25 protein-coding genes are annotated in these 26792 nt (G+C 67.9%); 13 read left to right on the top strand and 12 right to left on the bottom strand.

The features are described 5' to 3' along the window. The first annotated feature begins 4 nt into the window (after nt 1-4). The gene (locus ON19_RS20590; RefSeq protein ID WP_043695203.1) at nt 5-1906 is read left to right on the top strand and encodes an alkyl/aryl-sulfatase; all 1902 of its coding nucleotides are present in this window, start codon (nt 5-7) and stop codon (nt 1904-1906) included. 88 nt (nt 1907-1994) lie between these two features. Here the strand turns inward: ON19_RS20590 and ON19_RS20585 are convergent, their stop codons facing one another. Together ON19_RS20585 and ON19_RS20580 are read right to left on the bottom strand one after the other, a co-directional pair. Next, complete coding sequence (locus ON19_RS20585; protein WP_043695335.1) at nt 1995-2504, bottom strand: DUF1990 domain-containing protein; 510 nt, start codon at nt 2502-2504, stop codon at nt 1995-1997. A 108-nt stretch (nt 2505-2612) separates the two neighbouring features. Then, on the bottom strand, nt 2613-3155 hold the full coding sequence (locus ON19_RS20580) for a M23 family metallopeptidase (RefSeq protein WP_043695200.1): 543 nt from the start codon (nt 3153-3155) through the stop codon (nt 2613-2615). Nucleotides 3156-3848: 693 nt separating this feature from the next. On the opposite strand from ON19_RS20580, the gene rpsB reads away from it, so the two are divergent. From rpsB to ON19_RS20555, 5 genes are all read left to right on the top strand, one after another. Then, on the top strand, nt 3849-4661 hold the full coding sequence (rpsB, locus tag ON19_RS20575) for a 30S ribosomal protein S2 (protein WP_043695197.1): 813 nt from the start codon (nt 3849-3851) through the stop codon (nt 4659-4661). A gap of 172 nt (nt 4662-4833) precedes the next feature. Then, nucleotides 4834-5658 (top strand): translation elongation factor Ts, encoded by an 825-nt coding sequence (gene tsf, locus ON19_RS20570; RefSeq protein ID WP_043695194.1) that lies wholly within the window; start codon nt 4834-4836, stop codon nt 5656-5658. A gap of 194 nt (nt 5659-5852) precedes the next feature. Next, a complete protein-coding gene (gene pyrH, locus ON19_RS20565; protein ID WP_040780648.1) occupies nt 5853-6581 on the top strand; it encodes a UMP kinase in 729 nt (242 codons plus the stop codon). A gap of 50 nt (nt 6582-6631) precedes the next feature. Further along, entirely contained in the window at nt 6632-7189 is a 558-nt protein-coding gene (frr, locus tag ON19_RS20560) for a ribosome recycling factor (protein WP_043695332.1), read from the top strand. A gap of 195 nt (nt 7190-7384) precedes the next feature. Then, nucleotides 7385-8311, top strand: a complete 927-nt coding sequence (locus ON19_RS20555) for a phosphatidate cytidylyltransferase (protein ID WP_051169116.1) — start codon at nt 7385-7387, stop codon at nt 8309-8311. A gap of 10 nt (nt 8312-8321) precedes the next feature. On the opposite strand, the gene ON19_RS20550 is transcribed toward ON19_RS20555, so the two are convergent. After that, nucleotides 8322-8666 carry a LapA family protein gene (locus ON19_RS20550; protein ID WP_043695187.1) on the bottom strand — a complete coding sequence of 115 codons (345 nt, stop codon included), beginning with the start codon at nt 8664-8666 and terminating at the stop codon, nt 8322-8324. Nucleotides 8667-8791: 125 nt separating this feature from the next. On the opposite strand from ON19_RS20550, the gene rlmN reads away from it, so the two are divergent. After that, entirely contained in the window at nt 8792-9901 is a 1110-nt protein-coding gene (gene rlmN / locus ON19_RS20545) for a dual-specificity RNA methyltransferase RlmN (RefSeq protein ID WP_043695184.1), read from the top strand. A gap of 6 nt (nt 9902-9907) precedes the next feature. On the opposite strand, the gene ON19_RS20540 is transcribed toward rlmN, so the two are convergent. Continuing rightward, nucleotides 9908-10321 (bottom strand): DUF5997 family protein, encoded by a 414-nt coding sequence (locus ON19_RS20540; RefSeq protein ID WP_043695330.1) that lies wholly within the window; start codon nt 10319-10321, stop codon nt 9908-9910. Between the two features lie 61 nt (nt 10322-10382). Here ON19_RS20540 and ON19_RS20535 point away from each other — a divergent pair, with 61 nt between their 5' ends. Continuing rightward, on the top strand, nt 10383-11306 hold the full coding sequence (locus ON19_RS20535; RefSeq protein ID WP_043695182.1) for a LysR family transcriptional regulator: 924 nt from the start codon (nt 10383-10385) through the stop codon (nt 11304-11306). 48 nt (nt 11307-11354) lie between these two features. Here the strand turns inward: ON19_RS20535 and ON19_RS20530 are convergent, their stop codons facing one another. Beyond that, nucleotides 11355-11669 carry a hypothetical protein gene (locus ON19_RS20530; protein WP_043695179.1) on the bottom strand — a complete coding sequence of 105 codons (315 nt, stop codon included), beginning with the start codon at nt 11667-11669 and terminating at the stop codon, nt 11355-11357. Nucleotides 11670-11781: 112 nt separating this feature from the next. Beyond that, nucleotides 11782-12048, bottom strand: coding sequence for a DUF2631 domain-containing protein (locus tag ON19_RS20525; protein WP_043695176.1), 267 nt, complete (start codon nt 12046-12048; stop codon nt 11782-11784). A gap of 145 nt (nt 12049-12193) precedes the next feature. On the opposite strand from ON19_RS20525, the gene dxr reads away from it, so the two are divergent. From dxr to ON19_RS20500, 5 genes are all read left to right on the top strand, one after another. Continuing rightward, nucleotides 12194-13333: a 1-deoxy-D-xylulose-5-phosphate reductoisomerase gene (gene dxr, locus ON19_RS20520; RefSeq protein ID WP_043695173.1), complete on the top strand. Its 1140-nt coding sequence runs from the start codon at nt 12194-12196 to the stop codon at nt 13331-13333. A gap of 166 nt (nt 13334-13499) precedes the next feature. Next, nucleotides 13500-14699 (top strand): M50 family metallopeptidase, encoded by a 1200-nt coding sequence (locus ON19_RS20515; protein ID WP_043695171.1) that lies wholly within the window; start codon nt 13500-13502, stop codon nt 14697-14699. Nucleotides 14700-14852: 153 nt separating this feature from the next. Then, the gene (gene ispG, locus ON19_RS20510; protein WP_043695168.1) at nt 14853-16010 is read left to right on the top strand and encodes a flavodoxin-dependent (E)-4-hydroxy-3-methylbut-2-enyl-diphosphate synthase; all 1158 of its coding nucleotides are present in this window, start codon (nt 14853-14855) and stop codon (nt 16008-16010) included. A 67-nt stretch (nt 16011-16077) separates the two neighbouring features. Further along, nucleotides 16078-16941, top strand: coding sequence for a GNAT family N-acetyltransferase (locus ON19_RS20505; protein ID WP_083899510.1), 864 nt, complete (start codon nt 16078-16080; stop codon nt 16939-16941). A gap of 74 nt (nt 16942-17015) precedes the next feature. After that, a complete protein-coding gene (locus ON19_RS20500) occupies nt 17016-18803 on the top strand; it encodes a penicillin-binding transpeptidase domain-containing protein (RefSeq protein ID WP_043695165.1) in 1788 nt (595 codons plus the stop codon). Nucleotides 18804-19035: 232 nt separating this feature from the next. Here ON19_RS20500 and ON19_RS39065 read toward each other — a convergent pair whose 3' ends face one another. The 6 genes from ON19_RS39065 to ON19_RS20470 all read right to left on the bottom strand — a co-directional run bounded on the left by ON19_RS39065 (nt 19036) and on the right by ON19_RS20470 (nt 26461). After that, nucleotides 19036-20028: a hypothetical protein gene (locus ON19_RS39065; protein ID WP_051169104.1), complete on the bottom strand. Its 993-nt coding sequence runs from the start codon at nt 20026-20028 to the stop codon at nt 19036-19038. A gap of 122 nt (nt 20029-20150) precedes the next feature. Continuing rightward, a complete protein-coding gene (locus ON19_RS39790; protein ID WP_218006454.1) occupies nt 20151-24083 on the bottom strand; it encodes a beta strand repeat-containing protein in 3933 nt (1310 codons plus the stop codon). A 335-nt stretch (nt 24084-24418) separates the two neighbouring features. Beyond that, on the bottom strand, nt 24419-24724 hold the full coding sequence (locus tag ON19_RS20485) for a hypothetical protein (RefSeq protein ID WP_043695162.1): 306 nt from the start codon (nt 24722-24724) through the stop codon (nt 24419-24421). Continuing rightward, nucleotides 24721-25158 (bottom strand): hypothetical protein, encoded by a 438-nt coding sequence (locus ON19_RS20480; protein ID WP_043695159.1) that lies wholly within the window; start codon nt 25156-25158, stop codon nt 24721-24723. The genes ON19_RS20485 and ON19_RS20480 overlap by 4 nt, the downstream gene beginning before the upstream one ends. Continuing rightward, nucleotides 25155-25376 carry a hypothetical protein gene (locus ON19_RS20475; RefSeq protein ID WP_043695155.1) on the bottom strand — a complete coding sequence of 74 codons (222 nt, stop codon included), beginning with the start codon at nt 25374-25376 and terminating at the stop codon, nt 25155-25157. Before ON19_RS20475 ends, ON19_RS20480 begins: the two co-directional genes overlap by 4 nt. A gap of 14 nt (nt 25377-25390) precedes the next feature. Continuing rightward, nucleotides 25391-26461: an N-acetylmuramoyl-L-alanine amidase gene (locus ON19_RS20470; RefSeq protein ID WP_043695152.1), complete on the bottom strand. Its 1071-nt coding sequence runs from the start codon at nt 26459-26461 to the stop codon at nt 25391-25393. Nucleotides 26462-26792 lie beyond the last annotated feature (331 nt).

Below are 26792 nucleotides of genomic sequence, written 5' to 3'. Positions count from 1 at the left end.
GACAATGAGCACAGCGAGCGAGCCGAGCGGCTTCATCGTCGCGGAACACCGGCGTGCGGCCGCCGCACTGCCATTCGCCGACACCACCGATCTGACCGACGCCGAGCGCGGATTCATCGCCGCGCCGGTATCGGGCGTGGTCACCTCCGGAGACGGAACCGTCGTGTGGGACAACGACTCCTACTCGTTCCTGCGGGAACCCTGCCCGGTCTCGGTCCATCCGAGCCTCTGGCGGCAGTCCGGCGTCGCGGTGCGACAGGGGTTGTTCGAGGTCAGCGAGGGCATCTATCAAATCCGCGGTTTCGACCTCTCCAATATGACGCTGGTCGAAGGCGAAACCGGCGTCCTCGTGATCGATCCGCTGATCTCGGCCGAGACGGCGGCGGCCGGTCTCGCGCTCTACCGCACCCACCGCGGCGACCGTCCGGTGACCGGGCTGATCTACACGCATTCGCACATCGACCACTTCGGCGGGGCGTGCGGAGTCACCACTACGGAGGCGGTCGCCGAGGGGCGCTGTCCGGTGCTGGCGCCGGCCGGATTCCTGGAACATGCGGTGGCGGAGAACATCTACGCGGGCACGGCGATGGCACGCCGCGCGGGGTACATGTACGGCGCGGTGCTGCCGCGCGGTCCACTCGGGGCGGTGGGAGCCGGGCTGGGGCAGACCACCTCGGTCGGCACCGTCACACTGATTCCCCCGACCGTCGACATCACCGCGACCGGCCAGGAGGAGACGATCGACGGGATACGGATGGTCTTCCAGCTCACGCCCGGTACGGAAGCGCCCGCGGAGATGAACTTCTACTTCCCGGATCGCCGCGCGCTGTGCATGGCGGAGAACGCGACCCACACCCTGCACAATGTGCTCACGTTGCGTGGCGCCCTGGTGCGCGACGCCCACGTCTGGGCGAAGTACCTCACCGAGGCGATCAATATGTTCGCGCGCGAATCCGACGTCGTCTTCGCCTCCCATCACTGGCCGACCTGGGGCACCGCCCGCCTGGTGGAATACCTCTCGCTGCAACGGGACCTGTACGGATACCTGCACGACCAGACCGTGCGCCTGCTGAACCAGGGATACGTGGGCGCGGAGATCGCCGAACTGGTGACGCTCCCACCCGCCATCGGGGAGGCCTGGCATGCGCGCGGATACTACGGTTCGGTCAGTCACAACGTGAAGGCCATCTACCAGCGCTACATGGGCTGGTTCGACGGAAACCCGGCGCACCTGTGGGAACACCCGCCGGTCGAATCCGCGCGACGGCACGTGGAATTCATGGGTGGGGCCGACGAGGTGCTGCGCAAAGCGCAGGTCTCCTACGACGCCGGGGACTACCGCTGGGTGGCGCAGGTGCTCAACTACGTCGTCTTCGCCGACCCGGACAACGATGCCGCGAAAGCGTTGCAGGCCAGCACGTTCGAGCAACTCGGCTACGGCGCGGAGAACGCGACCTGGCGCAACTTCTATCTCAGCGGAGCCTACGAGCTGCGCTACGGCTCGTTCGGCACGCCGACCAAGAGCGAATCGCCGACCATGGTCGCCGCACTGAGCATCGATCAGATCTTCGACGCTCTGGCGTTGCGCGTGGACGGTCCCAAGGCGTGGGACCACCGGCTCGTGACCGACTGGATCCTCACCGACCTGGACCGCACCCACCGGCTCGAACTGCGCAACGGCCGCCTCACCCACTTCGATGTGGCCCCCGGTATGCGCCTGCCACAACCCGACGCCACGTTCATCCTGGCCAAGTCCACGCTGATCCGGGTGTTGCTGGCCGGTGACGACTTCGGCGTCGCGGCGGCCGCCGGCGATATCGTCATCGAGGGAGACGTCACCAAGCTCGCCGAACTGGTCGACATCTTCGACGCCCCGGACCCCGATTTCGCGATCGTCACACCGTAGACCTCGCGGCTGGTGGTCGCGGCAGGCTGATCGCGCCGTGATGCTGCGTGGCGCGAGCTCGCGGGTGCACGCCGCGTGCCGTCGGGAGTCAGGCAGATGTCGGCAAGGCCGCGATGTATCTGCCCGCGACGAAACGCTGGATCAGCCGCACCACGGGTCCGCCGAGTCGGGTGTACCAGGTGGCGGGGCGCGAGAACGCGACGATCAGCCCGTACACCGTGTCGTCGGCGGGGTCGTACTCGACGGCGAACAGTTCCTCCCCGGACGCCGGATGTCCGGGCAAGGTTCCGTACGCGAAACCCCGTCGGTCGGGTTCGTCGAGGACGTACACCACGCGGCACGGTGCGGTGATTCCGAATGGACCGGCACCGAGCCGCACCGTGATGGTTGTGCCGGGTTCGGCCGTCGGAGTGTCGGCGGCTCGGAAGATTCCGGTGCCCTTCTGCACCCGGTAAGCCGAGATCTCCGCACCCGCGTGCTCGAACAGCGCGCGACCCCGCCCGATCGGCCGCCGCAGCCGAAACCCGTGATACCCCTCCGGTAGCGCACCTCGTGTCGCGCCGACTTCGGAATACGTGAACGACCGCCCATCCTCCATGCCCCCGATCTTCGCCCCGCCGCGCACCCTCCCGCCACCGCGCGCTGCCGACACGCCGGGCCCGATCACCGAGGTTTCCACCGAGACCTGAACCGAGGCGCGAACCAACTACGGCGCTTCTCCTGGTCGGGCTGAGGGGCGCACCGGTTTGAGGCGCAGGGGAGTGAGCTGCAGGAGCCCGAGGGGATCGAGGTACTCGCGGACGCGTCGGCCTGCGCCCTCGGCGCGGGCTCCCCAGTGCAGGCATGTCGTCACGCATCCGGGATGTCCGGCCTCCAGCGTGCCGATTCGGGTGCCACGCCCGACCCGCCTGCCCACGGGCACGTCGGCTCGAACGGGTTCGTAGGTGGTGCGCACCCCGCCCGGGTGATCGATGGACACGACCGGCTTGTCGGCCACGGTTCCGGCGAACACGACGATCCCCTCGCCCGCGGCCAGCACAGCTTGCCCCTGCACCCCGGCCAGATCGACCCCGCGATGTCCCGGCAGCCAGTTCTGCGCGGGTTTGTCGAAGCGCCGGACCACCGCGGGGCGCGGTTGCAGCGGCCAGTCGAACCGCGCCTCGGGTGCGGCGGTCGCCGTCGGCTCCATCGAGACGACCGCGGCGATGCCCAGAGCCAGCGCCGAAGAGGGACGCCGCCGCGTCCGCATGGGATGCGAACCGGTCGTTCGTGCCGGGCCGGGAAGCCCGACTACGACCCGCACAGGGGCACGGGCGGTGTACACAGGTCGCCACCGGAGGCGGGATCCGTTTCATCTCGGTGGTCACCGGCGCCGAGTCCGGATTGCCGCAACGGCGCTCGCCGGAGCAGTTGGGAAAGAGACGGCAGGCACGCGGACCCTGTGCACGCCCCGGGCGCAGGTTTCGCGGCGGGCGTCTCGGCCCCGACCGGCGGTGCGGTAACGACCCCGAGCACGAACAACAGCGGAACGAGGAAGGTCATCGTCGGGGAGATCGGTTTCATGCCTCCACCCTCCTGCGTTTCCGGCGACGCCGATGGCTCGATATACGGAATGTGGATAACCTCCCCGCCTGTGAAAAGTCGCTGTTCCGCCTGGTCGAAGGGGGCCGATCGAACCGGTTTAGGTCTGCGTGCCCGAAGGCCGTAAACTGAGCGAGCGGTCTGTGCATGCATGGACCGACTTCGCGCGCCACCCGTGCTTGTTCATAGCGGCGCTGTTCGAATCGAGCTCGAGATATCCGGGTTCGCGGCAGCGTGTTCGGAACAGGGAATCGTCGGCTGGTCCCCACCTTCGTGGTCGGGTCCGACGATTCGGCGGCGCCAGGGCAGCGGATCGCCGATTCGCTGCGTCAACCGGCAACGAAAGAGAGATACGGGAGCTATGGCTGTCGTAACCATGAAGCAGCTGCTCGACAGCGGCGCGCACTTCGGACACCAGACCCGGCGCTGGAACCCGAAGATGAAGCGGTTCATCTTCACCGACCGCAACGGCATCTACATCATCGACCTGCAGCAGACGCTGACCTACATCGACAAGGCCTACGAGTTCGTCAAGGAGACCGTCGCCCACGGTGGCACCGTTCTCTTCGTCGGTACCAAGAAGCAGGCCCAGGAGTCGATCGCGGCCGAGGCGACGCGCGTCGGGATGCCGTACGTCAACCAGCGCTGGCTGGGTGGCATGCTCACCAACTTCTCCACCGTGCACAAGCGCCTGCAGCGCCTCAAGGAACTCGAGGCCATGGAGCAGACCGGTGGCTTCGAGGGTCGCACCAAGAAGGAAATCCTCATGCTGACGCGTGAGATGAACAAGCTGGAGCGCACCCTCGGCGGTATTCGCGACATGCAGAAGGTGCCCTCGGCCATCTGGGTCGTCGACACCAACAAGGAGCACATCGCCGTCGGCGAGGCGCGCAAGCTGAACATCCCGGTCATCGCGATCCTGGACACCAACTGCGACCCCGACCTGGTCGACTACCCGATCCCGGGCAACGACGACGCGATCCGCTCCGCCGCCCTGCTGACCAAGGTCGTCGCCTCCGCGGTGGCCGAGGGTGTGCAGGCGCGCGCCGGCGCGTCCGCGGGCGACGAGAAGCCGGAGGCGGGTGCGGGCGAGCCGCTGGCCGAGTGGGAGCAGGAGCTGCTCGCGCAGGCCGCTCCCGGCGCCGAGGCCGCCGAGACCTCGGCCGAGGCCTGAGACTCGTAACCCCCGCGGCGTGAGCGACGGTCCCGGAGGCGGTAGCCTGCGTAACCACGCAGGGGCCCGCGAACGCCGCAGATCGGACACTGTTTCGGCGGCGATCACGAGCGAGTGCCATCGTGATCGCCGCTGCCAACACTCACACTTCTCCGAAGGAGGCTCGCCGAGAATGGCGAACTACACCGCTGCCGATGTGAAGCGGCTCCGGGAGCTGACCGGCTCCGGCATGATGGACTGCAAGAACGCGCTGGCCGAGACCGACGGTGACTTCGACAAGGCCGTCGAACTGCTGCGCATCAAGGGCGCGAAGGACGTCGGCAAGCGTGCCGAGCGGACCACCGCCGAAGGCCTCGTCGCCGCCAAGGACGGCGTCATGGTCGAGATCAACTCCGAGACCGACTTCGTCGCGAAGAACGCGGAGTTCCAGCAGCTCGCCGAGCAGGTCGTCGCCGTGGCGGCGACCGCCAAGCCCGGCGACCTGGAGACGCTGAAGGCGTTGGACCTGGGCGGCAAGACCGTCGACGAGGCCGTGCAGGCGCTCGCCGCGAAGATCGGCGAGAAGCTCGAGCTGCGTCGCGTCATCTCGCTGAACGGCCCGGTCGCCACCTACCTGCACAAGCGTGCCTCTGACCTGCCGCCCGCCGTCGGCGTGCTGGTCGAGTACACCGGTGAGGGCGACGCCGCGGCCGAGGCCGCTCGCGCCGCCGCCATGCAGGTCGCCGCGCTCAAGGCGAAGTACGTCACCCGCGACGAGGTTCCGGCCGACATCGTGGAGAACGAGCGCCGCATCGCCGAGCAGACCGCTCGCGAGGAGGGCAAGCCGGAGGCCGCGCTGCCGAAGATCACCGAGGGCCGCGTCAACGGCTTCTTCAAGGACGTCGTGCTGCTGGAGCAGCCGTCGGTCACCGATTCGAAGAAGACCGTCAAGGCGCTGCTGGACGAGGCCGGTGTCACCGTCACCCGCTTCGCCCGCTTCGAGGTCGGCGCCAACTGAGTCGCCGCACTCCCAGCGTGCAGGGCCCCCCGCCGACCGAACGAACGCCGGTTGACGGGGGGCCTTCTGCTGCCGCTCGAACCGAATAAGGCAGGATAGATGCCGCTGCGCCTTGCTCTACGTCACGGGCGCCTGCCGTGCGCACCGAATCGCCGGAAGAACGACAATCCCTCGCCTAAGGAGACTGGAGACCCATGACGGACCCGGGGACCGATCGCCCAGGATATCGCCGGGTACTGCTGAAACTCGGCGGCGAGATGTTCGGCGGAGGCAAGGTCGGTCTCGACCCGGATGTCGTGCAGACGGTCGCCGAGCAGATCGCCGAGGTGGTCGCCACCGGCGTCCAGGTGGCCGTGGTGATCGGCGGCGGGAACTTCTTCCGCGGCGCCGAGCTCGAGGAACGCGGCATGGAACGCGCCCGCAGCGACTACATGGGCATGCTCGGCACGGTGATGAACAGCCTTGCGCTGCAAGACTTCCTGCAGCAGCAGGGCGTGGACACCCGGGTGCAGACCGCGATCACGATGGGCCAGGTGGCCGAGCCCTACCTCCCGCTGCGCGCCAAGCGGCACCTGGAGAAGGGCCGTGTGGTCATCTTCGGAGCGGGTATGGGCATGCCCTACTTCTCCACCGACACCACCGCCGCGCAGCGCGCGCTGGAGATCGGCGCGGACGTGGTGTTGATGGCCAAGGCGGTCGACGGGGTGTTCACCGCCGACCCGCGCGTCGACGAGACCGCCACCATGTACTCCGAGATCACCCACAAAGAGGTCATCGAGCGCGACCTCAAGGTCGCCGACGCGACCGCCTTCAGCTTGTGCATGGACAACCAGATGCCGATTCTGGTGTTCAATTTGTTGACCAAGGGCAATATCGCCCGCGCGGTCGCCGGTGAGAAGATCGGCACACTGGTTCGGTCCTGATACCCGCAGACCGCGGATCATGACATGACGACGCTGTGGAGGAAACGGTCGTGATTGAAGAAGCGCTCTTCGACGCCGAGGAGAAGATGGAGAAGGCGGTCTCGGTAGCGAAGGACGATCTCGGAACCATTCGCACCGGTCGGGCGAATCCGGGTATGTTCTCCCGGGTCGTCGTGGACTACTACGGCTCGCCTACCCCGATCACGCAGATGTCCAGCATCACGGTGCCGGAGCCGCGCATGGTCGTGATCAAGCCTTACGAGGCGGGCCAGCTCGGGGCGATCGAAACCGCGATCCGCAACTCGGATCTCGGCGTCAACCCCACCAACAACGGTGACATCATCCGGATCTCGGTGCCCCAGCTGACCGAGGAGCGTCGCCGGGAACTCGCGAAGCAGGCGAGGGGCAAGGGCGAGGACGCCAAGGTCGCCATCCGGAATGTCCGCCGCAAGGCGATGGACGAACTGTCGCGTATCCAGAAGGATGGCGAGGCGGGGGAGGACGAGGTCGGGCGCGCCGAGAAGGAGCTCGACAAGACCACTGCCAGGTACGTCGGCCAGGTCGACGAACTGGTCAAGCACAAGGAAGCCGAACTGCTCGAGGTCTGACGCGGATCGGTCGGCAGGCGGGGCGGGCCCGGAGGAGGCCCAGCCCATCGCGAGTGCCGCCGGAGATTCAGCGGAGGGCCCGCCCGGGCGGGGGACGAACGGAACGACGAGTTGAGCGACGGGACAATCGTGGCCGAGAACGCCGCCGCGACCGGTGCGCCAGAGGAGCCGCCGGTGAACGGGACAGCCGATGCGATGCAGGAGCGCGCGCACGATGCTGGTGCGTCCGGTTATGAACCGTTAAGCAGCCCCGCGCCGTCCGGACCCGATGCCGCGGCCGCCCACACCGCTCCCGCGTCGAGCGGTTCGCGCGCGGGTCGCAATCTGCCCGCCGCGCTGACCGTCGGCTTCGGACTCGGCCTTTCGCTGATCGCGATCCTGCTGTTCGTGCCGAAAGTGTTCATCGGCGTCGCGGCGGCCGGTGTCGGCGTGGCCACCTGGGAGGTCGCCAAGCGGCTGCGCGAAGCCGACGTGCTCGTCCCGCGCGTCCCGCTGATCGCGGGCGGTCAGGCGGTGTTCTGGCTCGGCTGGCCCTACGGCGCCAGCGGCGTCGCGGGCGCGTTCGCCGCCACCACGCTGATCTGTATGGTGTGGCGGCTGTTCGATCACGGATTGCAGACGGCCCCGCGAAACTTCTTGCGTGACACCGCCATCACGGTGTTCACGCTGGCCTGGATCCCGCTGCTCGCTTCGTTCGCCACGCTGCTGCTGCTCGAGCCGGACGGCAACCTGCGGGTGCTCACCTTCATGATCCTGGTGGTCTGCTCCGACGTCGGCGGTTACGTGGCGGGCGTGCTGTTCGGCAAGCATCCGATGGTGCCCTCGATCAGCCCGAAGAAGTCGTGGGAGGGTTTCTGCGGCTCGCTGGTGTTCAGCGTGATCGGCGGTCTGCTCACGGTGACGCTGCTGCTGGAGGCCAACTCGATGATCGGCGTCGTGCTCGGCGTCGGCCTGGTGCTGGTGGCCACCTGCGGGGACCTGATCGAATCGCAGATCAAGCGGGAACTCGGGATCAAGGACATGGGCACGCTGCTGCCGGGCCACGGCGGCATCATGGACCGCCTCGACTCCATGCTTCCCTCGGCGTTCGTCTCCTGGCTGGTGCTCTCCACGCTGATCTGACTCGTGCGCGTCAGACCTTCTTGGCGGCGCGGCGCAATTGCAGGATGCGGACGCCGCCCACCGAGGCCATGACGAGTGCGCCGCCGATCACCGACAGCAGCACGGTGACGCCGAGCGGCAGCGAGAAGTTCCAGAAGAAGAAGTGCACTTGGATCTGTTCCAGGTTCTGCAGGATGAAGACCAGCAGCACGACCAGGATCAGGACGCCGGTGACGAGCCCGCTCCAGGCGTAACCGGTGCGCGAAGACAGCGATTTGTTGGTCGTAGTAGCCGGAGGAGCGCTCGGCCTCGAGGCGCGCTTAGGGTGCGACAGGTCCGGATCCGGCTCCGGCGGATGTTCGGCATGCGTGGACATATCTCGATCATGGCCGACCGCTATCACCGCCGCAGGCATTTGCCCGCGACGAACCGGGCATGTCGGGCCGCCCGCACGTGGTCGGGTGACGGGGCGGTTGCCGCGAATGGGAGAATGGAGCAACTATGACCGTCTCCCTGCCCCTGGTTTTCGACGCTCCGCGTCGCGGCATGCCGCCGCGCCATCTCGCCGACCTCGATGCCGAGGGCAGGCGGGTGGCCGTCGAGGAACTGGGTCTGCCGAAGTTCCGTGCCGATCAGATCGCCCGGCAGTACTACGCGCGTCTGCAGGCCGATCCCGCGCAGATGACGGATCTGCCCGCCGCCGTGCGGGAGAAGATCGGCGACGCGCTGTTCCCGCCGCTGCTGAGCGTTGTCAAGCACGTGGCGTGTGACGCCGGGGAAACCCGCAAGACGCTGTGGCGCGCGGGTGACGGCACGCTGCTGGAAAGCGTCCTCATGCGCTACCCCGACCGCGCGACGCTGTGCATCTCCAGTCAGGCCGGTTGCGGCATGGCGTGCCCGTTCTGCGCCACCGGTCAGGGCGGGCTGAACCGCAACCTGTCCACCGCCGAGATCGTCGACCAGGTGCGCGCCGCGGCCGCCGCGCTGCGGGACGGGGAAGTGGCCGGCGGGCCGGGCAGGCTGTCCAACATCGTCTTCATGGGTATGGGCGAGCCGCTGGCCAACTACAAGCGGGTGGTCGCCGCGGTACGCCGGATCACCTCGCCCGCGCCGGACGGCCTCGGTATCTCCCAGCGCAATGTCGTCGTCTCGACCGTCGGGCTGGCTCCCGCCATCCGCAAGCTGGCCGATGAGGGATTGTCGGTCACGCTCGCCGTCTCGCTGCACACGCCCGACGACGAACTGCGCGACACTTTGGTCCCGGTCAACAATCGCTGGCCGGTCGCCGAAGTGCTCGACGCGGCGCGCTACTACGCCGACAAGACCGGCCGCCGCGTCTCGGTCGAGTACGCGCTCATCCGTGACATCAACGACCACCCCTGGCGCGCCGACCTGCTCGGCGAGAAGCTGCACAAGGCGCTCGGCTCCCGCGTGCACGTCAACGTCATCCCGCTGAACCCCACCCCCGGCTCCAAATGGGACGCCAGCCCCAAACCGGTCGAGCAGGAGTTCGTCCGCCGCGTCAACGCCCAGGGCGTGCCCTGCACGGTCCGCGACACCCGCGGTCAGGAGATCGCGGCCGCCTGCGGGCAATTGGCCGCGGAGAACTGAGAAACGCTACCCGCGGTTCTTCGCCGGGCGGTTGGTGGCGGCGCGGCGTTCGGCTTCTTTCGCCTTGACGCGGGCGTTTTCCGCGCGCACCGCCGCGAGGTTCTCGCGTTCCCGGACAAGCCATTCCGGCGGGTCGGCCAGCAGCGCGCTGATCTCGTCGGCGGTGAGGGCATCGGAGACCTCGGCGCGGGCCAAACCGGTGTTGGAGACACCGAGCTTGCGTGCCACCACATCGCGGGGGAACGGGCCGGTGCGGCGCAGCTCGGTGAGCCATTCGGGGGGATCGTTGCGCAGCGCGTCCAGCTGGGCGCGGGTGATCGGCGCGTTGCGGAACTCCTCGGGCGCGGCCGGAAGGTAGATGCCGAGCTTGTTCGCCGCGGTGAGCGGCTTCATCGTCTGCGGTTTCTTGTCCGGGCTCACCGATACAGCGTACTGGGCGGCGCGGCGGGTCCTGACCACGCGGTGGCCTACGCTTCCACGAATGAGCCGGTTGGAGTCGATCGATGTCGTGCGCCTGCGCTGGTTCGTCGCGGTCGCGCAGGAGTTGCACTTCGCGCGTGCGGCGAAGTCGCTGCACATCTCACGGCAGAAGCTGAGCCACACCGTCATCGACTTGGAAAACGAGCTGGGCACCAAGCTTTTCGTACCCGGGGCACAACCTACCCAGCTCACCGACGACGGGCATGCGGTGCTGGAGCAGGCGCGAGAGATCATCTCGCGGTCCGAATCGTCGGGCGGGCAGGAACAACCGGACGGTTCGGCCGGCCTGCGCGTGGGTTTCGTGCCGGGCGTGACCGTGTCCAAGTGGACCCGGATCTGGGGTGAGCGGTTTCCGGAAACCTCGCTCGAGGTGATCGCGCTGACGCAGGCGGACCAAGAAGCGGCGTTGCGCGAGGGACGTGTCGACATGTGCTTCGTGCGGCTGCCGATCGACCGCGAGGGCGTGAGCGCGATTCCGCTCTACCGGGAGGTGCCGGTCGTGGTGGTGCAGAAGGAACACCCGCTGTCGGTATTCGACGAGGTACGCATGGGCGACCTGTCCGACGAGCGCCTGCAGGACACCTCGGACGTCGACGCGATCGCCGCCGCGCTGGAACTCGTCGCGGCGGCCGGTGGCGCGGCGATCGTGCCGCACTCGCTCGCTCGCCTGCACCACCGCCGCGACCTGGTCTACCGCCCGATGCTCGATGTTCCCGACACCGAGGTAGCGCTGGCCTGGCGCACCGGCCACACCAGCGACCTGGTCGAGGATTTCATCGGCGTCGTGCGCGGGCGTTCCGAGCGCAGTTCACGCGCACCGGCGCGCGCTGAGGAGAACCAGCCGCGAAAGAAGTCTCCGGCCAAGAAAACGAGCGGTCGTCCGGCTCCTGCCAAGAAGAAGCCCGCCCGGCGCCGCGGGCGCTAGCCGGCCCGGTGGCGGCGCGAACCGCGGCGGATCCGCGCCGTCCGTTCGTCAGCTCTTGCAGACCCGGTTCAGTTCGTCGGTCGCCGGGTCCATGCTCGCGACCTTGTCATCGGTGAGGGCGTGCGCGTAGGCGGCGATGGCGTCCTTCTCGGCGCCTTCGGCCTCGATGGCCGAGAGCTTCGCGGCCAGTGACTGCTGCACGGTGGGATCCAGATTTCCGCCGGACTCGTCGATGGCGGCGTTGATCGCGGCGATGGCCGCGCCGCACGCCGGTGACTGGGCGTGCGCCGGCGCCGCGGGAAGCAACAGCAGCGAGCCGAACGCGCTCGCGACGAGCAGGGCAGCCGAACAGGTCTTGATCATTGCGTCCTAAGGGTCTTGTGCGAACAGAAAACGAGGTCCGCGACCCTGTTGGGACGCGGACCCCGGACGCACACGGTACCGGGCTGCTGCTGCCGGTACAGGACGAATGAGACTAGCGCGGCTTGCGCTGCAGCACCGAGTCGCGGATCAGGATGCCTGCGATCAGAGCGGCGAAGCCGACCAAGAAGATGTCCTCGACCTTGCCGCTGTGGTTGCCGACCAGCATGGCCAGCAGGATCAGCGCGACGATCCAGCCCGCGATCCGGAAGGTGCGACGCGACTCGCCGCTCCAACCCCAGGCGGCGGAGGGAACTTCGGCGGGGTCCACGCGAGTGACGACGCGCTCGGTGTCGGCGTGTTCGAGTTCCGTGGCGGCCACGATCGCTCCTTAGCTGTTACTTGTACCGCGATTCCGGTACGCACTCGATGAGCTACTGCCGCATATCGTGACATACGACGGTGTGTCGTTGTAAGTCGGCCCGCGCCCGTCGGACGCGTTCGGCCGGGTAGGACACAATGAAGTCGTGTCCGACATCGTGAGAGTCCTGCTGCTGGGCAGCACCGGATCCATTGGCACCCAAGCGCTCGAGGTGATCGCCGCCAATCCCGACCGCTTCGAGGTGGTCGGACTCGCCGCGCGCGGCGGCAATACCGAGCTGCTCGCCGCCCAGATGGCCGCCACGGGCACGCGCAATGTCGCCGTCGCCGATCCGGCCGCCGCCCAGCGGCTGGACCTGCCGCTGGGCGGCCCGGGGGCGGTGACCGAACTGGTGCGCCGCACCGAAGCGGACGTCGTGCTCAACGCGCTGGTCGGCTCGCTGGGACTGGAGCCGACCCTGGCCACCCTCCAGTCGGGCACCCGGCTCGCCCTGGCCAACAAGGAATCGTTGGTCGCGGGCGGTTCCCTGGTCACCCGCGCCGCCGCTCCGGGGCAGATCGTCCCGGTCGACTCGGAGCATTCCGCGCTGGCGCAGTGCCTGCGCGGCGGTCGCGCCGAGGAAGTCGACCGGCTGGTGCTGACCGCCTCCGGCGGCCCGTTCCGCGGCTGGACCACCGAGATGCTCGATTCGGTCGAGCCCGCCGAGGCCAAGGCGCACCCCACCTGGTCGATGGGGCTGATGAACACGCTGAACTCGGCCTCGCTGGTGAACAAGGGGCTCGAGCTGATCGAGACGCACCTGCTGTTCGGCATCCCCTACGACCGCATCGACGTCACCGTGCATCCGCAATCGATCGTGCATTCGATGGTCACCTTCACCGACGGCTCCACGCTCGCCCAGGCCAGCCCGCCGGACATGAAGCTGCCCATCGCGCTGGCGCTCGGCTGGCCGGACCGGGTGCCCGGCGCCGCCGCCGCTTGCGATTTCGGCACCGCGTGCACCTGGACGTTCGAGCCGGTCGACAACGACGTCTTCCCGGCCGTCGAGCTCGCGCGCGCGGCCGGGCAGGCGGGCGGCAGCGTCACCGCGGTCTACAACGCCGCCAACGAGGTCGCGGTGCAGGCCTTCCTGGACGGCGCCATCCGCTTCCCGCAGATCGTTCGCACAGTGGCCGCCGCCGTCGAGGCCGCCGAACGGTGGCGTGCGGAGCCGGATTCGCTCGACGAGGTCCTCGCCGCGGACCGCTGGGCGCGGGAGTTCGCCGCCGCTCGGGTACGCGACTGAAACCGTTCGGCGACGGATCGGACGCGCGCAGCGACGGGGTCCTGGCACACTGAACACACAGGACAGATCACTGTCCGGTTAGGGTGATCAGAGTGCTCGCGGCCAGGAGCGGACGCGTGCGTGCGGGATAGACGAGCTGCGCAAACGCAGGAGGGTCGTAGAGCAAATGGTGTTCGCGTTGGGATTCGTGCTGTTCGCGCTGGGCATCACGGTGTCGATCGCGCTGCACGAATGTGGGCACATGTGGACCGCCCAGGCCACCGGCATGAAGGTGCGACGGTATTTCATCGGATTCGGACCGAAGATCTTCTCGTTCCGCCGCGGTGAGACCGAATACGGCCTCAAGGCTCTTCCCCTCGGCGGCTTCTGCGACATCGCGGGCATGACGGCGCTGGACGAATTGCGCCCGGAAGAACTCGATCGCGCCATGTACCGGCAGGCCACCTGGAAGCGGCTGCTCGTGATGTCCGGCGGCATCGCGATGAACTTCGTCCTCGGGTTCCTCCTGATCGTGGTGCTCGCCGTCGGGTGGGGCCTGCCGAACCTGAAAGAGCCGCCCGCCACCGCGCTGGGCGAGATGAGCTGCGTCGCCCAGCAGAATCCGGACGGCTCCACCCTGCCGTGCACGGGCACGGGCCCCGCGCAGCGCGCCGGATTGCAGCGCGGTGACATCGTCAAAGAGGTGAACGGCGTCAAGGTCGACACCTGGCGGGAGTTCCAGGCCGAGACGCAGAAGCAGACCGGCCCGTTCACCTACGTCGTCGAGCGGGACGGCCGCACCCTCAGCATCCCCGTCACCCCGGAGCGGGTTGTCCGCTACCCCGAGGGCGGTGGCGCGGGTCGCGAGGTCGGCGCCATCGGTGTAGGGCGGGAGCGTTACGAACCCGTGCAGTACGACTTGCTGGGGGCAGTTCCCGCCGCGGTCACCTTCACCGGGGACATGTTCGTGCGTACTGTCGACGCGCTGGCCCAGATGCCCGCGAAGGTGTCCTCGCTGTGGGACGCGATCACCGGCGGTGAGCGCGACCCGGAGACCCCGGTCAGCGTCTACGGCGCCAGCAAGATCGGTGGCGAGACCGCCGAACGCGGCCTGTGGAACATTTTCATCCTCGTGCTGGCCAGCCTGAACTTCTTCCTCGGCGTCTTCAATCTGCTGCCGTTGTTGCCGTTGGACGGGGGCCATATCGCGGTGGTCGTCTACGAGAAGATCCGTAACACCATCCGCGGCTGGAAGGGGCTCGCTCCCGCGGCGCCGGTGAACTACTTGAAATTGCTGCCGGCGACTTATGTCGTCGTGGTGATCGGCGGCGCCTATATGCTGCTCACCCTGGCCGCCGACATCATCAACCCGATCAAACTGTTCTGACCGGGGGCGATGGCCGGGCGATTCGGTTCGCGACGTAGTCTGTCGCGGTCACACCGGGGAAGCCTTGTCGTTGCTGTCACAGGGTGGGCGTCGTGCGCCAAGGCTAGACTCGGCACCGAACCGGCAGGACACGATGAAAGTAGGCAGCCGAAGGTGACCAGCACAATCGGATTGGGAATGCCGGCCGCTCCCGCGGCAGTGCTCGCTCCACGGCGTAAGACCCGCCAGCTGATGGTGGGCAATGTCGGGGTGGGCAGCGCTCACCCGATCTCGGTGCAGTCCATGACCACGACCAAGACGCACGACGTGAACGCCACCCTGCAGCAGATCGCGGAACTCACCGCGTCGGGGTGCGACATCGTGCGAGTGGCCTGCCCGCGTCAAGAGGACGCGGACGCGCTGGCCACGATCGCGCGGAAATCTCAGATTCCGGTGATCGCCGACATCCACTTCCAGCCCCGCTACATCTTCGCCGCGATCGACGCCGGGTGCGCCGCGGTGCGCGTCAACCCGGGCAACATCAAGGAGTTCGACGGCCGGGTCGAAGAGGTCGCCAAGGCCGCGGGCGCCGCGGGCATCCCGATCCGCATCGGCGTGAACGCCGGTTCGCTGGACAAGCGGATGATGGAGAAGTACGGCAAGGCCACGCCGGAGGCGCTGGTGGAGTCGGCGCTGTGGGAGGCGAGCCTGTTCGAGGAACACGGCTTCGGCGACATCAAGATCTCGGTCAAGCACAACGACCCGGTGATCATGGTGGAGGCCTACCGGCAGCTGGCCGCGCAGTGCGACTACCCGCTGCACCTCGGCGTCACCGAGGCGGGCCCGGCGTTCCAGGGCACGATCAAGTCGGCGGTCGCATTCGGCGCGCTGCTGGCCGAGGGCATCGGCGACACGATCCGCGTTTCGCTGTCCGCGCCGCCCGCCGAGGAGGTCAAGGTCGGCGGTCAGATCCTGCAATCGCTGAACCTGCGTCCGCGCAAACTGGAGATCGTGTCGTGCCCCTCCTGCGGGCGTGCGCAGGTGGATGTGTACACCCTGGCCAACGAGGTGACCGCCGGTCTGGAGGGCATGGCGGTTCCGCTGCGGGTGGCCGTCATGGGCTGCGTCGTGAACGGGCCCGGCGAGGCACGCGAAGCCGATCTGGGCGTGGCCTCGGGCAACGGCAAGGGCCAGATCTTCGTCAAGGGCGAGGTCATCAAGACCGTTCCGGAGGCGAAGATCGTGGAGACGCTCATCGAAGAGGCGATGCGCATCGCCGAGGAGATGGGTGAGAACGCCGCCGCAGGCGAACCGGTCGTCACCGTCAGCTGAGCCGTCGCCTCCCACGGCTTTGCGTGGAGACGTACCGCATCGCGCCGGTTCGTGGCAGGCTGTGATCGTGCGGAGTCTGCTGGAGCCGGCGCGACGGGCCAAATACGCCCCTGCGCGGCAGCTCGCTAATCGGGACCTTGCCCAGGTGCTGCGTGTGCTGGATGCCGATCCGGTGGCTTCGTGCATGGTCGCGGCCCGATTGCAGGAGTTCGGCCTGGACACCCGGTGCGGGCAGGGCGAGCTCTGGTCCAGGGGCGGCCCCGCTGAGTCACTGTGTTTCTCGGGTGCGAATCTCGTTCCGTTGCTCGGCGACCGGGACGCACTGCGCGCGTTCGCCGACCGGGCGATCCGGTGGCCGCGGATCTGTTCCTCGGTGGTGGGCCGCAGGGAACTGGCGTTGCCGCTGTGGGAGATGCTGGCCGGTCACTGGGGTCCCGAACGTGAGCTACGCGGGGAACAGCCGCTACTGGCGCTGGCCCAGCCGCCGCTGGCCACACCCGACCAGGAGGTCCGCCGGGTGCGCCGCGACGAACTCGACCGCTACCTCTCGGCCGCGATCGCCATGTTCATCGAGGAGGTCGGTGTCGACCCGCGCGCGGGCGACGGCGGCCGCGGCTATCGCCGCCGGATCGAGAGCTTGATCGAATCCGGCCGTGCCTGGGCCCGTTTCGAGGACGGGGAAGTGGTGTTCAAGGCCGAGGTCGGCTCGCTGTCGCGGCGCACGGGCCAGATCCAAGGGGTCTGGGTGCATCCGGACCATCGGGGCAAGGGACGCGGCACCGCGGGCACCTCGGCCGTCGCGAACGCCGTGGTCGCCTCCGGCCGCACCGCGAGCCTGTACGTGAACGACTACAACGCGATCGCCCGCCGTGCCTACAGCCGGGTCGGATTCCGGCAGATCGCGACCTTCGCCACCGTCCTGGTCGATTGAGCGTGCACTTCGGCACGGCGAATCGCGGAGTGCCGCAGGCGTTTGCCGGTCAGTGACTACTACGATCGGTGCCGATGTCGACTCGCATGCTCGTCTCGCTCGCCGCCGTGGCCCTCACGGTGGCCGCGGCTGGTTGTGCGAGCGAGCCGCAGGGCCCCGTTCCCGCCGCGGACGCGTTCGTCAAAGCGTTCGCCGAGCACCGGGTGAGCGCGGCCGCGGAGTTCACCAATCTGCCGGAGAAAGCGACCGGCGCATTGCGTTCCGCGTGGGACCAGCTCCAGGCCGAGCAGCTCACCGCGCGAACCGGCGCGGCGCGCGTGACCGGCGACACCGCGACCGTCGACTACACCTACGAGTGGCGGCTGCCGAAGAATCGGATCTGGAAGTACTCGGGCCAATTGCAGATGGGCCGCAGCACGGGTCGCTGGATGGTCCGCTGGACCTCCACCAATATCCACCCCAAACTCGGCGACACCCAGACCATGACGTTGCGGTCCAATCCGCCCCCGAGATCGCGGGTCAACGAGCAGTCCGGCAGTGACGTGATGGTGCCCGGCAAGGTGTCCCGGGTCGCGTTCGCCGTGGCGGACGCCGCCGAGCCCGCGACGGTGGCCACCGCGCTGGCCGCCGCGCTGCATCGTTTCGACCAGTCGCTGACGCCGCAGTCGATTCTCGACGCGGCGGAGGCGGCGCGGGGCACTTACACGGTCGCCCTGCTCAACGAAGTCGAATCCGGCCAGGTGATCACCGATCTGATCGGGTTGCCCGGCGTCACGCTGACCCAGCAGTGGGATCTGGTGGCCACCGATCGGGAATTCGCGCCCGATCTGCTCACCCAGGTGCGCAAGACGGTGATCGCGGAGGTGGACGGCAAGGCGGGCTGGAGCGTGGTCACCATCAACGCCAACGGCGCCGACACCGACGTGCTGATGGAGGTGCCTTCGCAGCCCGCGCCGTCGTTCTCGCTCAGCGTCGATCGCAACGTGCAGATCGCCGCCCAGCGCGCGGTGCGGCAGCGCACCGAGCAGACCATGATGGTGGTGCTGCGGCCGTCGACCGGCGCGATTCTTGCGGTGGCGCAGAACAAAGCCGCCGACCGGGACGGTCCCATCGCGACGATCGGCCAGTATCCGCCCGGCTCGGTGTTCAAGACGGTGACCGCCGCCGCGGCCATGTCGAACGGTCTCGCGACACCCGACACGGTGTTGCCGTGCCCGAGCCGGATCGTCATCGGCGAGCGGACCATCCCCAACTACAACCTGTTCACGGTCGGCAACGTGCCGATGTCCACGGCCTACGAGCGGTCCTGTAACACCTCGTTCGCCAAACTCGCCAGTGCGCTGCCCGGGCGGGCGCTGCACGAGGCCGCCGCGAAGCTCGGTGTGGGGCCGGCCTATTCGGTGGTGGGGCTACCCACGATCTCCGGATCGGTGCCGCCCACCGACGACCTGATCCAGCGCACCGAGGACGGCATCGGTCAGGGCAAAGTGGTGGTCAGCGCGTTCGGCATGGCGCTCATGGCGGCAACCATCGCGAACGGCTCGGCGCCCGTGCCCTACCTCATCGTGGGACGGCCCACCCAGGTCGACGGAGACCGTACGGTTCTCGCGCCCGACGTCGTCGCAGGACTGCGCGCGATGATGCGGCAGGTGGTCGTCGGCGGCACGGCGGAGCGGATCGCCGATCAGGGCGAGGTGTACGGCAAGACCGGCGAGGCGGAAGTCGACGGCGGGTCGCACTCCTGGTTCGTCGGCTTCCGCGGCGACATGGCGTTCGCCACGCTGCTGGTCAAAGGCGGTAGTTCCGACAATGCCGTCGCGGTGACGCGGGATATGCTGGCCGCGTTGCCCGCCGGTTACTGACGCGCCTTCGCTCCCACACGGGGACGACCCAGAGAAGGAACTCGGGGTGCCGCGGCACGGGAAACAGTGCCGCCCGGATCATTGTCGACCGGTAGTTCATCGGTGTCCTCCTTCGTCGTGCTCGGCCGCGTCACGAACCCGTCGCGGAGTCCGAGCCGATGCGTCCGCGTCGGCCCGGACAGTGGTGTCCCAACTGTCCGGGCCGACGGATGTGCGTGCCTCTCCTCTCCGGCTACGCGATCAGCAGATGCTCCAAACTGGTCGTCCGGTCGGAATACTCGTCGACGCCGATCACCGCGACGAACTCGCGATCACCGACACGGTGCTGGAGGGAAAGCCACGAATCGGCGAGATGCCAGCCCGCTCCGGCCGTCCCCCGTGGCCGCAGGCCGCCGCAGAAGAACCAGTATCGATCGGGATGCTGATCCGGGCACGGTCGTACTCGCGCGATGACGCTGATATTGCGGTCGTCGCCCGAGTCGTACCGGCTGCCGTCGGCCAGCTCCAGGTACACCGGTGTGTAGTCGTCCTCGGCGCCGCTGTCGCGGATGGTGAACAGCGGGCGCTCGACGGTTCGCGGGTACAACCGGGTGCAATCGTTGCCGCTCAGCCCGAAGCTGATGAACGGGCGGTCATGGTGAGCGACCATGTAACGGTCGCTGCGGACCTCGGCCCGAATGCTGGTGTGGCGTTGGAGCATGGAGAACATGTACAGCAGCCCGCGAAAATCGTTCTCCGCCACCACGGAGGGAACATCGACGGGACGATCCGGGAAGGCACCCTCTTGCTTCCCGAATATTCGCCGCCGGGAGATCCCCGCCGCCCGCAGTGCGTCCACGGACGACCTGGTCAACTCGAACGACGGATACACCAGAGTCGTTCCCCGGGTGGTGGTCTCCACCCCGAGAAACGCCTCGAGCCGGACGTCGGTGCCGGACGGACCCGGCCCGAGCGATCCGGTGCCGTCCGGTGTCGAGTTGGCCATCTGGAACAATCCTTCAACAGTCCAGCCGGGGAACATCTTCTCGAGCACCCGGCGGTGATAGTCGCGTGGAAGTCCGATCATGCGGCCGGACAACCACTGGTAGTACTGCGCCTTCGCCGGCCCATGCCCTGGGGGAATGGGCGGGTCCAGCTGTGCCGCGCATCGGTCGTACGCGACCAGAAAATCCGGATGACTCTTGAGATGCCGCTCCGCTAGCAGCATCTTCAGTACGGTCGCCAACGAAAACCCCCTTACCCCTGCAGCCTCCGTCGACGGTGACGAAGACTCTGTTGTATTGGCTCAACCGCAACGAAACTGGGCCGCCGGCAAAAAGCCTGCCGACGGCCCAGCCGCATCAGCCGTCAGATGTAGATGAATGGGAGACCATTACTGGTTCCTCCGGAGGTGGTTGCGGTGAGTTGCACTGTTCCCGTTCCGGCGGGTGTGACGGCGGTGATCTGTGTTGCGGAGTCGACGGTGAACGAGGTTGCCGGTGTGCCGCCGAAGTCGACGGCGGTGGTGCCTGTCAGGTCGGTCCCGGTGAGGACCACTGTCGTTCCGCCGGCTGCCGGTCCTACATTCGGAAGTACCACCGCCAGTGTGGGCACCGCGATGTACGTGTAGGCGAGGCCGTTGCTGGTTCCGCCGGAGGTGGTGGCGGTGACTTGCACCGTACCGGTCCCGGCGGGCGCTACGGCGGTGATCTGAGTGGGTGAGTTGATCGTGAACGACGTCGCCGGTGTGGCACCGAAGTTCACCGCGGTCGTACCGGTCAGGTCCGTCCCGGTGAGGATGACGATCGTTCCGCCCGCTTCCAGGCCTACGTTCGGAAGCAAGGTGGTCAGGCTGGGCGCCGCGAGATAGGTGTAGGCGACGCCGTTGCTGGTTCCGCCGGAGGTGGTGGCGGTGACCTGCACGACCCCGGTGCCGGCGGGTGCGACGGCGGTGACCTGGGTGGCGGAGTCGACGGTGAACGAGGCTGCCGGTGTGGCACCGAAGTTCACCGCTGTCGTTCCGGTCAGGTCAGTTCCGGTGAGCACGACCGTCGTGCCGCCCGCGGCCGGTCCCACGCTCGGAACCGCCACCGCCAGGGTGGGAACCGCGATGTAGGTGTAGGCGACACCGTTGCTGGTCCCGCCCGCAGTCGTGGCGGTGACTTGCACGGTCCCGGTGCCGGCGGGAGCGACGGCGGTGATCTGGGTGGCCGAGTCGACGGTGAACGAGGTCGCCGGTGTGGCACCGAAGTCGACCGCCGTCACGCCCGTCAGTCCCGTGCCGGTGAGGACAACCGTTGTTCCACCCGATACCGTGCCCACGTTCGGAACCGCTGTGGCGAGGGTGGGAACCGCGACGTAGGTGTAGAGGACGCCGTTGCTGGTCCCGCCCGGGCTGGTGGCGGTGATCTGCACGATTCCGGTTCCCGCCGGGGCGACGGCGGTGATCTGAGTGGGTGAGTCGACGGTGAACGAGGTCGCCGGTGTGGCGCCGAAGTTCACCGCTGTGGTACCGCTCAGGTTTGTTCCGGTGATGACGACTGTCGTGCCGCCGGAGACCGAACCGAGATTCGGAACCGCCGTCGTGAGAGCGGGAAGCGCGACGTAGGTGTAGGCCACGCCGTTACTGGTTCCACCCGCGGTGGTCGCCGTCACTTGCACGGTCCCGGTCCCCGCCGGGGCGACGGCCGTGATCTGCGTGTCGGAACCGACGATGAACGAGGTCGCCGGTGTGGCACCGAAGTTCACCGCGGAGGTAGTGGACAGGCCGGTCCCGGTGAGGACGACGATGGTCCCTCCCGCTACCGGGCCCACATTCGGAACGTCCGTGGTGAGCGTGGGTACCGGAACGTAGGTGTAGGCGAGGCCGTTACTGGTTCCACCCGCGGTGGTCGCCGTGACCAGCACTGTTCCCGTTCCGGCGGGGGCGACGGCGGTGATCTGGGTGGCGGAGTCGACGGTGAACGAGGTCGCCGGTGTGGCACCGAAGTTCACCGCTGTGGCGCCGGTCAGTCCCGTGCCGGTGAGGACGACGGTCGTCCCGCCCGATTCCGTCCCCACGTTCGGCACCAGCGCGACCAGGGTGGGAACCGCGATGTAGGTGTAGGCGACACCGTTACTGGTTCCACCTGGAGTGGTGACGGTGAGCTGCACGGTCCCGGTCCCCGCGGGAACGATGGCCGTGATCTGGGTGGCGGAGTCGACGGTGAACGAGGTCGCCGGTGTGGCACCGAAGTTCACCGCGGTCGCTCCGGTCAGTCCGGTTCCGGTGACGATCACCGTTGTGCCGCCGGTGGCAGGGCCCACATTCGGTACCACCGCGGTCACGGCGGGCACCGGAATGTAGGTGTAGGCGACGCCGCCGCTGGTTCCGCCCGGGGTGGTGACGGTGAGCTGCACGGTCCCGGTTCCCGCCGGTGCGACGGCGGTGATCTGCGTGTCGGAGTTGACGGTGAACGAGGTCGCCGGTGTGGCACCGAAGTTCACCGCGGTCGCTCCGGTCAGCCCGGTTCCGGTGACGACGACTGTCGTTCCGCCTGCTTCCACGCCGGCGTTCGGCACCACCGCGGTGACGGTGGGCACCGCGACGTAGGTGTAGGCGACGCCGTTGCTGGTTCCGCCGGCGGTGGTGACGGTGACCTGCACGGTCCCGGTCCCCGCGGGAGCGGTTGCGGTGATCTGGGTGGCGGAGTCGACGGTGAACGAGGCTGCCGGTGTGGCACCGAAGTTCACCGCGGTCGCTCCGGTGAGTCCGGTTCCGGTGATGACGACGGTGGTTCCGCCGGTGACCGGTCCTACGCTCGGTACCACCGTGGTGATGGCGGGCACCGCGACGTAGGTGTAGGCGACGCCGTTGCTGGTTCCGCCCGCGGTGGTGACGGTGACCTGAACGGTCCCGGTCCCCGCTGGGGCGACGGCGGTGATCTGGGTATCGGAGTTGACGGTGAACGAGGCTGCCGGTGTGGCACCGAAGTTCACCGCGGTCGCTCCGGTGAGTCCGGTTCCGGTGATGACGACCGTTGTCCCGCCGGTGACCGGTCCTACGCTCGGCACCACCGTGGTGATGGCCGGCACCGGAATATAGGTGTACGGGAGGCCGTTGCTGGTTCCGCCCGGCGTGGTGACGGTGACCTGCACGGTCCCGGTCCCGGCGGGCGCGACCGCCGTGATCTGGGTAGCCGAGTTGACCGTGAACGAGCTCGCCGGTGTGGCGCCGAAGTTGACGGCTGTCGCTCCCGTCAGATTCGTTCCCGTGATGACGACCGTCGTCCCACCGGTGACCGGACCGGCGTTCGGCACCAACGTCGTCAGGGTCGGCACCGCCACATAGGTGAAGGCGACGCCGTTACTGGTTCCGCCCGGAGTGGTGACGGTGACTTGCACGGTCCCCGTCCCGGCAGGAGTGACGGCGGTGATCTGGGTGTCGGAGTTGACGATGAACGAGGTTGCCGGTGTGGCGCCGAAGTTGACCGCGGTGGCCGTCGACAGGCCCGTGCCGGTGATGACGACTGTCGTGCCGCCGGTCGTCGGACCGGTATTGGGCGCGATGGCGGTCAGTGCGGGGACACCGGCATAGGTGTAGGTGACGCCGTTGCTGGTCCCACCCGAGCCGGTGACCGTGACCTGCACGCTGCCCGTTCCGGGAGGCGCGACGGCGGTGATCTGCGTGGGGGAGTTGACCGTGAAAATGGTTGCGGTGTTGCCGAACCGGACGGTGAGCGGGCCGGTGAACCCGGTACCGGTGATGATGACGGTATTACCACCCGAGGCCGGACCGGCGGTCGGCGAAATGGCCGTGATGGTGGGTACGACTACGTAGATGAACGGCACCGCACCGCTTGTCCCACCTGGGCCGGTGACAGTTACCGGCACGATCCCTGTTCCGGCAGGCGTGACAGCCGTGATCTGGGTGTCGGAGTTGACGGTGAACGAAGTCGCCGGAGTGCTGCCGAAATTGACTGCGGTGGCGCCTGTGAAGCCCGAGCCGGTGAGGGTGACCGTCGTCCCGCCCCCGGTGGAGCCCTGGTTGGGGTTGATGCTGTTGAACGCGGGCACCGGAACATAGGTGTAGGGCAGGCCGTTGCTGGTTCCCGTCGAGTCGGTGACGGTGACCTGCACCGTACCGACTGAACCGGCCGGGGAGATGGCCGTGATCTGGGTGGGAGAGTCGAGCGTGAAAGTGGTCGCGGTACTGCCGAACCGCACCGTCGTGAAATTGCCGAATCCGGTACCGGTGATCGTGACGCTGGTTCCCCCCGTGGTCGGTCCTGAGGTAGGGGAGAGGGAAGTGATGGTAGGCATGACTGCCTCCTTGTCGCCGTGGTGATGATTCCTCTGCACCGGGGGGCGCCCGCCGCTCTTCAGCAGCCCGGCTATTTCCATTAACTCCCTTGAATCGGTGCCTGGCAACGTGTCTCGCGATCCGTTTTGGTCCGTTTTCGATTTGGCACCGGTGTGGCGGGTTGCGGCACGAACGTCCTGGCAGGCGTTGTGACAGCGATGTTTTCGACGGCGGCGCGCCGTCGCCTTCGCGGCCCCGCGGGGCGGGCGGCCCACCGAGACCTATGGTGCCGGCGAACGATTGGCGACCAACCGGAACGTCCGTCAGCGTCCCGTCATCGAGGGGTCTACTCGAGTCACAGGAACAGTTCGGGTGGGTCATCGAATTCGATGCCCGCCTGGCGTGCCCGGGTCACCATCCTCCGATCCCATTCCCGGTGCACCCGCAGCGCCATACGGAACTCGCCCATCTGCTCGGACATCTGCTGTGTCTGCGAAATGGCGAGGTCACTCAGCACTTTCGCGGCGTCGGCCTTCGTCTTCGTCATGCTGGCGTCGACGTCGCCGCGTTTGAACCACGCCGTCACCGCCGCCGAGAGAACCGACGAGCTGGCGATGAGCACGAGCGCCGCGAAGATCGGCGACTGCTGGATCACGTTCATGACGCCTCCCGAGCCTTCACCGCGTGCAATGTCCGGACGTCCTGCAGCACCTGTCGGCGCTTCCACAGGAACGCGACACCCAACGCGATGGGGAGCGGACCTCCGAGAACAGTGGCCGGACCGAGGGTTCGGTGCTGGATCTGCAACAGCAGCAGCTGCGCACCGAACGCCACCAGCGACCAGCCGAGCGCCCCCAAACCGACCTGCTCGACCAGATAACCCCAGACCCGCCGGGCGAACAGGCCGACCAGCGTCGCGGCACAGCCGATCAGCATGAGGGCGAGCCACAATGTGCGGAATCCCGATGGCATGGCCGCGGTCGCCGAACCCGTCGGCGGGCCGTAGATCCACTGCAACAGCATCGAGACGCCGAAGACGGCGCACAGCACCACTTCGAAGGGGTCGTGGCGCGTCTTCTCTTTCGGGGCTTTCATGCTGGTGCACCGCGGTCGGGTGGCGCGGGGCTCACCCGGTGGCGCGCCGACTCGACCGCGGGCAGGCCCAGCGCCGCCGCGACAACGGCCAGGACGAATCCGGAGAGGTCGGACGAGACGACGCCCTTGGTGACGCCGTACCCGATCAGCGCCGCCAGCAGCGGGTACAGCAAGGCGCGGACGGGCTCACTGCGCAGGATGGTGATTACTTTGTTCATCGGTTTTCCCTTTCTCAGTTGTGCGGATCGTGCAGGGGTTCATCGATGCCGTCGGCGGTCACCGTGGCCAAGGTCTGGCGCGGTGTCCAATAGACGAGACCGTTCTCGAAGTCTTGGTAGGTACCGGTGTCCCAGGGGATCTCGTCGGAGATCGGCCAGCCGAGGCGGCCGTTCTCGGAGCCGCTGCGGTTCCAGCGGTCGCGGATCGCACCGCGCATCCAGTAGGCCTTCGTGCCGTCCCGGCGGTACAGTGCGCCGCCTTGGAAGCCCTGTACCTCCCCCCACTCCAGGCCGCCGGGTCCGGTGAGCACGGTGCAGTCGGTGACGGGATATCCGAGCGGGCCCGCTTCCCAGCCCAACTCGGCGAACTTCGACCACAACGTGTGGGGGATCGGGTGCGCGCCGGTCGTGGGATGCCAGTAGATATAGCCGTGCGCGAATTGGGCGTATCGACCCACTTTGTCCGGGGTCACGAATTCGCCGCCGGTGATTCGCTCGCCGAGCCAGGGATTCACGGCGTAGGTATCGTCGATCGCGCTCGGCGGCGATGCGGTAGCTGCGCCGGAGGCGTATTCCTGGACGTAGCCCATGAACCGGGTCCACGGGAAGTTGAAGCCGACGTCGGTGTGTGTGCCGATGCCGAGGCATTCGGTTACGTAATGGTGGTCGCTCAGGCCCTCGCGCTGCTGATAGGGCGGCGCGATGACATCGGCGGCGAAGCCGTACTTCTTCGCGTCCTGTACGGCCAGCCATGCGGCGATCCGGATATCTCCGTCGACCTGCGCCCAGTCGTCCGGTCCCCATCCGGCCCGGCTTCCGGCGAAGCACAAATTGATCGTGTACGGATTCGCGTCCAGCACCGACCAACTCGCGAGGTCGGTGTCGACGACATCGCACACGATGCCATCGCGCACGGTGTAGTGGTAGCTGACCGCGTGACCCGGATCGTTGAGATAGGCGGCCAGGCTCTCGGCCGTGCCGTCCCCCTCCTGGGTGTGCAGCAGGAAGTTGGTGATCCGCGCGCCGTGGCGCGAGGACCCCGAGGCGCCGGTCTGATCGAGTTCTGTGTATTCCGGTGGCATCATTTCGTGCCTCCCGATGAATCGGATCGGGTGCGGTGACCATCGGTCGCCGCGAATGGGTGGGACTGGGAAGGCGGGAAGCCGGACTGCGCTCGGTAGGAAGTCGGCCCCGCGAGTGCGAGTGCGAGCGCGTCGTGACGTCGGATTCGGTGACGAACCGCGGAATCTAATTGAACCCGTATGCGAAGGAGGAGGGTTCGTGGTGTCGCGCTTCCGCGCGTACCGAAGCGATCTCGTCGGCCGGAGCGGCGGCCACGGTGACTCGGGGACCCCACCAATCGTGTCCCGAGGACGGGGAGAGGAAAGTAGGCATGTCGCTGCCTCTCTGTTTGCT

Source organism: Nocardia abscessus NBRC 100374 (assembly GCF_000308455.1).
GTDB classification, from domain to species: Bacteria; Actinomycetota; Actinomycetes; order Mycobacteriales; family Mycobacteriaceae; genus Nocardia; species Nocardia abscessus.
Note: the sequence above shows the minus strand (reverse complement) of the source record. Positions and strands in the feature narration are given on the sequence as shown.

Excerpts from the sequence above, each read along its gene's own strand:
- pyrH (WP_040780648.1), top strand. The coding sequence starts at position 5,853 with ATGACGGACCCGGGGACCGATCGCCCAGGATATCGCCGGGTACTGCTG.
- ON19_RS20585 (WP_043695335.1), bottom strand. The coding sequence starts at position 2,504 with ATGGAGGATGGGCGGTCGTTCACGTATTCCGAAGTCGGCGCGACACGA.
- ON19_RS20535 (WP_043695182.1), top strand. The coding sequence starts at position 10,383 with ATGAGCCGGTTGGAGTCGATCGATGTCGTGCGCCTGCGCTGGTTCGTC.
- ON19_RS20485 (WP_043695162.1), bottom strand. The coding sequence starts at position 24,724 with ATGAACGTGATCCAGCAGTCGCCGATCTTCGCGGCGCTCGTGCTCATC.
- ON19_RS20500 (WP_043695165.1), top strand. The coding sequence starts at position 17,016 with ATGTCGACTCGCATGCTCGTCTCGCTCGCCGCCGTGGCCCTCACGGTG.
- ON19_RS39790 (WP_218006454.1), bottom strand. The coding sequence starts at position 24,083 with ATGCCTACCATCACTTCCCTCTCCCCTACCTCAGGACCGACCACGGGG.
- tsf (WP_043695194.1), top strand. The coding sequence starts at position 4,834 with ATGGCGAACTACACCGCTGCCGATGTGAAGCGGCTCCGGGAGCTGACC.
- ON19_RS20590 (WP_043695203.1), top strand. The coding sequence starts at position 5 with ATGAGCACAGCGAGCGAGCCGAGCGGCTTCATCGTCGCGGAACACCGG.
- rlmN (WP_043695184.1), top strand. The coding sequence starts at position 8,792 with ATGACCGTCTCCCTGCCCCTGGTTTTCGACGCTCCGCGTCGCGGCATG.
- ON19_RS20480 (WP_043695159.1), bottom strand. The coding sequence starts at position 25,158 with ATGAAAGCCCCGAAAGAGAAGACGCGCCACGACCCCTTCGAAGTGGTG.
- rpsB (WP_043695197.1), top strand. The coding sequence starts at position 3,849 with ATGGCTGTCGTAACCATGAAGCAGCTGCTCGACAGCGGCGCGCACTTC.
- ON19_RS20515 (WP_043695171.1), top strand. The coding sequence starts at position 13,500 with ATGGTGTTCGCGTTGGGATTCGTGCTGTTCGCGCTGGGCATCACGGTG.
- ON19_RS20470 (WP_043695152.1), bottom strand. The coding sequence starts at position 26,461 with ATGATGCCACCGGAATACACAGAACTCGATCAGACCGGCGCCTCGGGG.
- ON19_RS20550 (WP_043695187.1), bottom strand. The coding sequence starts at position 8,666 with ATGTCCACGCATGCCGAACATCCGCCGGAGCCGGATCCGGACCTGTCG.
- ON19_RS20530 (WP_043695179.1), bottom strand. The coding sequence starts at position 11,669 with ATGATCAAGACCTGTTCGGCTGCCCTGCTCGTCGCGAGCGCGTTCGGC.
- ON19_RS20555 (WP_051169116.1), top strand. The coding sequence starts at position 7,385 with ATGCAGGAGCGCGCGCACGATGCTGGTGCGTCCGGTTATGAACCGTTA.
- ON19_RS20580 (WP_043695200.1), bottom strand. The coding sequence starts at position 3,155 with ATGCGGACGCGGCGGCGTCCCTCTTCGGCGCTGGCTCTGGGCATCGCC.
- ON19_RS20475 (WP_043695155.1), bottom strand. The coding sequence starts at position 25,376 with ATGAACAAAGTAATCACCATCCTGCGCAGTGAGCCCGTCCGCGCCTTG.